Origin of the sequence: Mesorhizobium sp. M7A.F.Ca.CA.002.09.1.1 (genome assembly GCF_003998555.1) — a bacterium.
Classification (GTDB): Bacteria; Pseudomonadota; Alphaproteobacteria; order Rhizobiales; family Rhizobiaceae; genus Mesorhizobium; species Mesorhizobium ciceri.
Map to the genome: position 1 here is coordinate 1 of NZ_RZRR01000273.1, position 6,095 is coordinate 6,095.

At 54.2% G+C, this 6,095-nt stretch carries 5 protein-coding genes; all 5 read right to left on the reverse strand.

All coding sequences use genetic code 11. The features are described from left to right. Positions 1 to 164: 164 nt before the first annotated feature. Positions 165 to 1,160, reverse strand: coding sequence for a succinylglutamate desuccinylase/aspartoacylase family protein (locus tag EN994_RS14135; RefSeq protein ID WP_063169313.1), 996 nt, complete (start codon positions 1,158 to 1,160; stop codon positions 165 to 167). A gap of 319 nt (positions 1,161 to 1,479) precedes the next feature. Next, complete coding sequence (locus EN994_RS35355) at positions 1,480 to 1,722, reverse strand: hypothetical protein (protein ID WP_127273917.1); 243 nt, start codon at positions 1,720 to 1,722, stop codon at positions 1,480 to 1,482. A 24-nt stretch (positions 1,723 to 1,746) separates the two neighbouring features. Next, complete coding sequence (locus EN994_RS14140) at positions 1,747 to 3,525, reverse strand: ABC transporter permease subunit (RefSeq protein ID WP_063169314.1); 1,779 nt, start codon at positions 3,523 to 3,525, stop codon at positions 1,747 to 1,749. A gap of 20 nt (positions 3,526 to 3,545) precedes the next feature. Then, complete coding sequence (locus EN994_RS14145; RefSeq protein ID WP_224570037.1) at positions 3,546 to 4,634, reverse strand: ABC transporter ATP-binding protein; 1,089 nt, start codon at positions 4,632 to 4,634, stop codon at positions 3,546 to 3,548. Between the two features lie 190 nt (positions 4,635 to 4,824). After that, positions 4,825 to 5,931, reverse strand: a complete 1,107-nt coding sequence (locus EN994_RS14150; RefSeq protein ID WP_063169315.1) for an ABC transporter substrate-binding protein — start codon at positions 5,929 to 5,931, stop codon at positions 4,825 to 4,827. Between the last annotated feature and the right edge of the window lie 164 nt (positions 5,932 to 6,095).

The following is a 6,095-nucleotide window of genomic DNA, read 5'->3' on the forward strand; positions in this document are numbered from 1 at the left end:
GTATAAACCAAGCGATCAAGGATCAAGCAATCTTTTTGGCATGATTTTGGAAGACAGGATCAGCCGCTGATCGATCCGAGGAGCTGGCCTATAAGCTCCAGTCGAGGCCAGTGCCTTCATACCGGAGTTACTACAGCTGGCCAAGGCGCGGCTAATCTGTACCTCTAGTTATGCAGCGGCCGCGCAAGGATGGCTACCCCTTCATTGCGGTCGACATGCGCGCCCGATCCTATGGCTAGGACGATTGATGGCCCAGGCGCTCGGATGTCAATGGACGGAGCGGAAACAGAATCCATAGAGTGTAGGATACCTATAAGATCTCCCGACCTCACTTCATCCAACACAGAGCAGCGAGGTTCGAAGATACCCTGCGCGGGCGATTTCAACTCGTCTGATATCAGCGTCTCAAGGGTCTGACTGGACCTTTTGTTACGGAAAGACACGTCCTCGACTTTTCCTTCGACGAGTCCAAGCATAACGAGCGCGTTGCGAACTCCAGCTTCATAAATCGCTAGAGCTTCTGCGCTAACCGTACCACCGCCGAATTCCGCGCAAACGAATACCTTCCCTAGGCTATGTGCCCAACTGTCGAACATCCCAGCCGTGTCGTCATGTTGCCAGAGCAATGTTACGGGCAGCTTAAATGCCGCTGCCATTGCGAGCGTCTTAGCCATGAGATCCGCATCAGCAATTGGATGCGTGATGACCGCCGGGGGAAAATCCCACGTTGGGCCGAAGCTGTGCAGATCGAAAACGATGTCGGCATTTGGCAACAATACGCGTGAAACCGCATCCGCGATTCGTTCCGTAACAGACCCGTCGGCACGGCCCGGAAACACGCGGTTCAGATTCAAACCATCAAGCGGAGTATTGCGGCTCCATGCTTGAACTGCCAATGGATTAAGCACTGGCAGCACGATGATCCTACCACTGGTTTGCGCTTGTGGCAGCCACTCGATAAGCCGCCGCGCGACTAATGGCCCCTCCATTTCATTGCCATGATTCCCACCGGTGATAAGAAGGCGCGGTCCATCGCCCTTATTAAGACTAAAAACCGGAAGCGAGAACTCTTCATGGTCGGCGCCTCCCGGCACAACGAGGTGTCCTCTGCTCACGCCATGCGCATCGAGATCAAACGTAAGATGTGGTGCTTCGTTCATTGCTTAACCTATTGCGGGTGATCTGGCGACTTTGACCGGGCATATGGTCTTGTACACGGCTATTTTTTTCGCCTGGAACTATGCACACGCGGTCACCACTTCGCCAATATAATGTCCGAGACGGCACCATCGCGTTTTCAGATGACCAGGGCTCGCTCTGCTGACCTGTCCCTTGGTTCGTCACCTTGATCCCGGTGCACTAAGGGAGGAGGAAGGTCAAAGTCGCGGTGGGTAGCCGATTTCAGAAATCGCGCGATCAGCCGGTTGACGTTGGCTAGCTGTTCGTTGTTCAGACGGGCGAAGGATCTGTGCGATCCGGTCAGCGCCGTTGACCTCGAATTCCATCCTGGCGCGCAGCAAGAGGATCGGCAGGTCTGAGCTTGCTGGCGAGCAAGGCCGGCCGATCCCAGACATAGTCCGAATCCTTGATCCGCATGTGCCAGATGATAATTGCAAGAGCTTTACTGGTTTCCGTTTTGGACCAGGTGGCCATTTTATCCGCCCGTTGAAGCCCCGAACAGATGCTTGTCGCCAGTCCGTAGGAATAGGTCGGACGCATCATCAGGAAGTGGATCTGCCACGCCAGTTAGGCAGCGGCTTCCTGTAATGTTCGCTGCATGCTCGGTCGAGAACGCCACCAGACGGCATAGAGGACAAGCATCCAGATTAAAGGCAGAAGCATCAAAAGAGAAGCGACTGCAGCAATCGTCGGGTCGATTTGGTGGCGGATATTCTCCAGCATCTTCAAGGGCAACGTCCGCACCGACAGACCGCCGACCAAAGACGTTATGACCGCTTCATCGAATGACTGGAGGAATGCGAACATGGCGCCGCCGATCACTCCCGGCCTGATTAACGGCAGTGTTACGCGAAAAAACGTTTGCAGTGGTCCGGCACGCATACTCTTGGCCGCCTGCTCTAACGTCCGATCGAAGTTGGCCAACGTCGCAGAAACGATCACCACCACAATTCCAACAGCGCCGATACTGTGAGCGAGGGCGATACCACCCTTTGTGCCGATTAGACCAATCTGGATGAGACCCAGATAAGTCGCGATACCGACCACGATAACTGGAAAGGTGATAGGCGTGATTATGATCATTGTCAGCACGCCGCGAAGTCTTGCGCTTATTCGGCTCAATCCGAAAGCAGCAAGTGTTCCCAATAGAGTAGAAATAACAGCTACCTCGACACCAATCTCGACGCTGGTCCAAGCTGCTCCGCTCCAAGATGCATCGCCGAAAAACGAGCGATACCATTGAAGCGACAGGCCCGAAGGCGGAAATTGCAAAAATGCCCCGGAACTGAACGACATGATGACAACGATTATCCCTGGGAATAAAAGAAAGGCCATCACCAAAACGATAAAAACGATCGCGACGACTTTAGGCCATCGCCTTTCCGCCCCAGGCACGTAGCGCCGTCCCGTCCACCGTTTGACACGATAGGGACGCAGAATTTCGCTGAAGTTTCGTTTGATAACAAGAACAATGGGTAGTCGGGACATCGAGCCCTTCGGAGCTCGAGTTTGGCTTTGCTCTTGTTTGCCGGAGAGGTCAAGCCCGACCATGGAAAGCACCACAATGGCAAACCCGAGAAGGATGAAGGACGCAGCGGCAATGCGCGGAATATCGAACGAGCTATTCACCTCGGCCGCAATGAAGGTTGAAAGCATGGCATCGCGCAATCCCCCAAGTGCCGCCGGCGTGATATAGAATCCTAGGCAGAACACAAAAACTAGGAGCGAGCCACTCCGTGCGCCTGGAATGCTAAGGGGGAGAAATACACGCCTGAAAGCGGTGAAAGGTCCCGCTCCCATACTGCGTGCAGCAGCCATCAAGGACCGATCGATCCCCATCATCGCACTAACCAAGGGAAGTATCATCATCGGCAGCATGATGTGGACCATGCCAATATAGACCGCGGTTCGGTTATAGATGAGTTGCAGAGGTCGATCGATCAATCCGACGTCCAGCAAGATGTTGTTGATGACCCCGCGATCCCCAAGAATAACAATCCATGCGTAGGTACGCGCCAGCCCACTGGTCAAATAGGGGATGATCACGAGAGCGATGAGCGTCATGCGCAGAGTCTTGGATGCCGTGACGATCAGATACGCGGTTGGATAGCCTACGATTAAGCAGATGGCAGTTGCGACCAGACTTATTTCTATCGTTTGAAAGAGCACCCGCACATTAGCTGGCTGGGCGAAAAACGCTCCGTAGTATTGGAACGAGAAATCGGGGGCATTGACACTGCTTAGGAAAAGCAAGGTTATAGGGGCACCGAAAACCACAAGCAAAAGCGCGAACGCGGGCGCGGTTAACCCAAGTGGCACCTTGGCCATTCTGCGCAAAAGCTTCATGGATATCCCTTATCAATCGCTTATGGCGAAACGAAGCGAATGTCTGACCGCAGCCACGTGAGGCAAACCTCCTCGCCTGGCTGGAAAACAGGTTGGTCTGCCGCGACATGTTCCCGGACGATGAGAACATTGTTGCCAACGCGAACATGGTATTTTCGCAGAGGGCCGGCAAAAATCATATCGTCGACCGCACCGGCAACATATTGCCGCTGGTCCGTTTGAGCCCACTCCGCAGTCTTCGGAAGTACACTGATGCGCTCTGGCCTTATCATCGCAACGGTGCCGATTTGCGGCGCGTTGCCCCCTCTGGCCAGCAACAAGGCATCCTCGAGAATGTTCGCCTCACCCAGAAATTTAGCGACAAAGCACGATGATGGCCGATCATAGAGGGCCTCTGGTGTATCGATTTGCTCGACACGTCCTGCGCGCATTACAACAATCCGGTCTGACAGAGTAAGCGCCTCCTCCTGGTCATGCGTAACGCACACCGTCGTGATACCGAACTCCTTGTGCAAGCTCTTCATCTCGATCTGCATCTGCTCACGCAGGTTACGGTCGAGTGCGCCAAGCGGTTCATCAAGTAATAGGAAGGGTGGATCGGCAATCAGCGCGCGGGCTAGCGCCACGCGCTGCTGCTGACCGCCACTCAATTGGGATGGCATGCGACCGCCGAATTCCCCTAGATGCACGCGCTCAAGCATACGGGCTACCCGAACCTTCCTCTGATCGGGAGCCATGCCCCGCATTTCGAGAGGGAATTCCAGGTTTCGAGCCACTGTGAGATGCGGGAACAGCGCATAGCTCTGGAACACAATTCCTTGATCGCGCCGGTAGGACGGGACCGAAGCCACTGAATGGCCGGCGATCATAATATCACCCGAACTCGGGGCCTCAAAGCCGGCCAAGAGCATCAGGGTAGTGGTCTTACCCGAGCCGCTCGGGCCGAGAATCGTCAAGAACTCGCCGCGACGCACGGTCAGCGACAGATCCCTGACCGCCGGAACACTCCCGTACATCTTGGTAACACTGCTGAACTGAATTTGTGGCACCGATTGGTTCACATCTGCAGCGTCAACTTCCGAACGGGGGGCGGTATTCATTGCGTGCATGTTCACTGTGGCTCCTCCACCATCGCTGGCGTGCATTAGCAGGCATTTGCCGTACCTTCTGCCGTCGTACCCGATGCCGTGAGCGGAGAGGCTAGTGGGCTACCCCGCTCCCCGTCACATTTTCAGCATCAGTTTCGACTTTAGCCCGGTATGGAGTTACCCCGACCGGACTTTCGCACTTCAACCAACCCTACTGCAGGATCCACTCATTCCACCGCTGGATAAGCATCTCAGTGTTGGAAACACCGCTGGGGCCTACCTCATTGTACCATTTGCCGTTGATGGAAACGCTGCTCTTGATGTAATCTGGGTGGGTAGGGAGCTTGCGCGCAACTTTCTCGGGAAGAAGTTTGAACGCATTGCCGTTGCTTGGTCCCTCAGGAAACAATTGGCAAAATGCTGCCTGACGTTCCGCGCGAGTGGCGAATTCGATAAACTTCTGCGCAGCCTTCGCGTTGGGTGAACCCTTTGGAATGACCCAATAATCCCACTGCAGCTTCGCCTGGTTTCGATTGATCTCCGTCGCGGCGCCCTGATCGATCAACAGTAGAGCTCTTCCGTCATACGATTGAGCGATGTCAACGACCTTATCATGCAACATCTGTTGAATCTCTGATCCGCTGCTCCACCACTTACGGATGTGCGGCTTTATTTTGTCCAAACTGGCAAACACCCGGTCGATATCCATCGGGTAGAGCTTATCGGGAGATACACCGTCCGCTAACAGGGCCTCTTCCCAGGGTCCTTCTGAACCAAACTGGCCGGACACCAAGGTGCGAACGCCGGGAAACTTATCAGCATCCCAGAATTCAGCCCAGTTTGTCGGCCGGGGTTTATCAGCTGGGAATACGTCTGTGCTATATACCATATTATATGAGTAAATCAAATTTGCCACGCCAAACGGTTGCTTGGCAAATTCATAAATTCCGTCTAGCTCTTCTTTCCTGAACAAGGAGTAATCAATTTCTTCAAGAATTCCTTTCTTAGCTGCGACCAAGCCGGACCCTTGCGTAAGCGCCCCGACATCTACCGTGACATTGCCCGATTTTACCATCAACTCGACCTGTCCCATACCCATGTCGTCGGTGATTGGGTTGACCTTGATACCGGTCTCAGCTTCAAATGGCTTAGCGTAAGCCTCAATGTTAGCCTTTCCCCAATCGCCGCCGCCTAGCACTACGTTGATCTGGTTGGGTGTTTGGGCCGCAACGCGGCCCGCAATTGAAGACAGAGCGCCAGCCGCCATGGCGGTCGATGTCGCCTGCAGCAATCGTCGGCGATTTATTTCGTATTTCATGTCGTTACCCTCTTCTTGTGATCTCAGCCTTGATTAGCCAAGGTTGTTTTGCTTGGACAATGTCATGGTGCTAGAGCAGCCTCGGCCAAGTTGACCCAGTATCCAATGCCGTATGGCAGTGCTTCATCGTTAAAGTCGTAGGTTGGATTATGGAGAGCAGCAGC